General features: G+C 32.4%; 2 protein-coding genes and 1 pseudogene. All 3 read left to right on the top strand.

The window, feature by feature from the left end; all coding sequences use genetic code 11:
- Nucleotides 1-10: 10 nt before the first annotated feature.
- A pseudogene (locus ACT8VG_RS09820) lies at nt 11-379 on the top strand (DUF711 family protein); the annotation flags it as partial.
- A gap of 18 nt (nt 380-397) precedes the next feature.
- Nucleotides 398-1,621, top strand: a complete 1,224-nt coding sequence (locus tag ACT8VG_RS09825; protein ID WP_217106359.1) for an ATP-binding protein — start codon at nt 398-400, stop codon at nt 1,619-1,621.
- A gap of 1 nt (nt 1,622) precedes the next feature.
- Nucleotides 1,623-2,645 (top strand): DUF2156 domain-containing protein (locus ACT8VG_RS09830; RefSeq protein ID WP_444195756.1); only part of this gene is annotated, 1,023 nt, incomplete at its 3' end.

Consider the following 2,645-nt stretch of genomic DNA (forward strand, 5'->3'; position numbering starts at 1 on the left):
TTTTTAATTTTCGTTTATTCCTTTTAGTGAAGACCATGTTATGATTGATGCAGTCAATGCATGATCTTTAACTTTATAAAAACTATAAGCAATGACTTGTGTATGTTCAGTAGTTCTAGATATGATTGCAATTCCAGGTGATACAAAAGCCGAAACAATCTCTGGTATTATCGCAGATGAAATAGCTATTGGCATGATCAACCAGAAGACAACTGCAGTAAGACTTATTCCAGTTATTGGTAAGGATGTAGGAGATACAGTTGAATTTGGTGGTTTATTAGGTTATGCACCAATTATGCCAGTGAATTCATTCTCTTGTGATGAATTTGTGAACCGTGGTGGACGTATTCCAGCTCCTATTCATAGCTTCAAGAACTAATGAAAGAAGGGTTTATTTGTGTATTTAAATGATTTAACAGTATATTATCAGTTAACAGATGATGAAGATGTTCTTTTCCTATTAAAGAACGTTGAACAATTAGACAATAAGGCAATTCAACATGATTTTATTGCGAAATTCTTACAGGTTGCTGAAAAATATGATCTTCATGATCACTTGATGCAGAGCTTACTTACTCATTTGCTTGCAATGCATGAAAATGCCTTCTCGCTTTCACTAGAACGTGTTGTAGATGTTGATGATACATTAAGAGCACTTGTATTGAGAGATCTCACTTACTTCTATGATTTATTTCACTCTTCATTTGATGATCTAGAAGGACTAAATAGAGAGATTTTCTTCCATTTCTCACATTCTAAGCCAATTATTAATAAAGAGATTTATGAAGTCTTCAGTGAATTACAAAATAATCTTGCACAAAGCACATCTGTTGAAGATTTCTATAACATCCTCTATAATCATTATCACAAGTATGGTGTTGGTAAATACGGTTTAAATAAAGCTTTTAGATATGTAGATGGCAATATCGTTTCTATCAATCATATAGAAGATAATACACTTGAACAGCTCATAGGATATGAACGTCAAAAGGATCGTTTAATTGCGAATACAGAAGCATTTATTAATGGCAAGAAAGCAAATAATGTCTTATTGTATGGTGATAATGGAACTGGTAAATCATCAAGTATCAAAGCTATATTAAATCGTTATTACAAGGACGGTTTAAGAATGGTTGAAGTGTATAAGCATCAATTTATCCATCTTCCAGAAATTATTGGAGAATTACAGAACCGTAATTATAAGTTCATTATCTTCATGGATGATTTATCTTTTGAAGAATATGAAACAGAATATAAATATCTCAAAGCAGTCATTGAAGGCGGACTAGAAAAGAAGCCTGATAATGTCCTTATTTATGCCACAAGTAACCGTAGACATTTAATTAAGGAAACTTGGGGCGAAAGAGATGACAATGAAGTGAATGTCAATGATGCTAAACAGGAAAAGTTATCACTTGTTGCCCGTTTTGGTGTCCAGATTCTTTATGTTCATCCAGATAAGCAGCACTATCTTGATATAGTAGATGGACTTGCTGAACAGTATCATTTAGATATTGATCGCAATGAACTCCATCGTTTAGCTATGGAATGGGAATTAAGAAACGGAGGCTATTCTGGGCGTGTAGCTAAACAATTTATACATATGATGCTTGGAAAATAAAATGAAACCCTTAAAATTATCTGATTTAAATACTGTTTTACCTTATTTAGATAAAGCCAATTATGAAGGCTATAACTCAAATTTCGTGACTATGATGATGTGGAATCATGAATATCATATTGAATATGAGATTCATGATCACTTCTGCATCATGTTACATAACTATAAAGGACATCGCTTTTTTGCGATGCCTTTTGCATCTTGCGAATACTACAAAGAAGCTATTGAATACATGGTGGATTATGCAAAGGAAAATAAGTTCCCTTTTATGATTGATTGTGCTATTCCATCTTTTGTAGAAGAATTAAAGAAAGTATGTCCCGGACAGTTTGTATATGAGCATACAAGGGATTTAGATGATTATGTATATGATAAAGAGAAATTAATTACATTATCAGGCAAGAAGATGCAGAAGATGAGAAACAATTATCATAACTTCATCTCTCAATATCCTAATTATGAATATCGTACATTGAATGCAGATGATGATATGCCTATGATTTTCAGTGATCTATTAAAATGGGAAAGGGAAGAGCATGAACAGAGTGAATCCTTAACTTCTGAAGTATATGGAATTATGTATCTTCTTTCTACCCAGGATCAATTACCTATTAAGATAGGTGGTATCTTTATTAATAACGAATTAAAGGCTTTTATGATTGGTTCTCCATTAAAGCATGAAACAATACAGATTCATATTGAAAAAGCTGATAAAACTATTAGAGGTCTTTATGTGACTTTAAGAAAAGAATTCTTAGAACATGAATGTGCGGATTTTAAATATGTAAATAGAGAAGAAGATATGGGAATAGAAAATCTTCGTATCTCTAAAGAACGTATGCATCCTTGTCATATGGTTGAAAAGACACGTATATTTATTAATGATGCCATCGTTACACAGGCAACAGATGAAGATACTGAAACAATCAAAGAAATCTGGAGGGACCGTTTTGAGGATGTAGATGAAGTCTCTTCTGAGTTCTATTTCAAGTATAGATATAAGAAAGAGAATGCATACGTTGTA

It is taken from the genome of Catenibacterium sp. (assembly GCF_052354645.1).
GTDB classification, from domain to species: Bacteria; Bacillota_I; Bacilli_A; order Erysipelotrichales; family Coprobacillaceae; genus Catenibacterium; species Catenibacterium mitsuoka_A.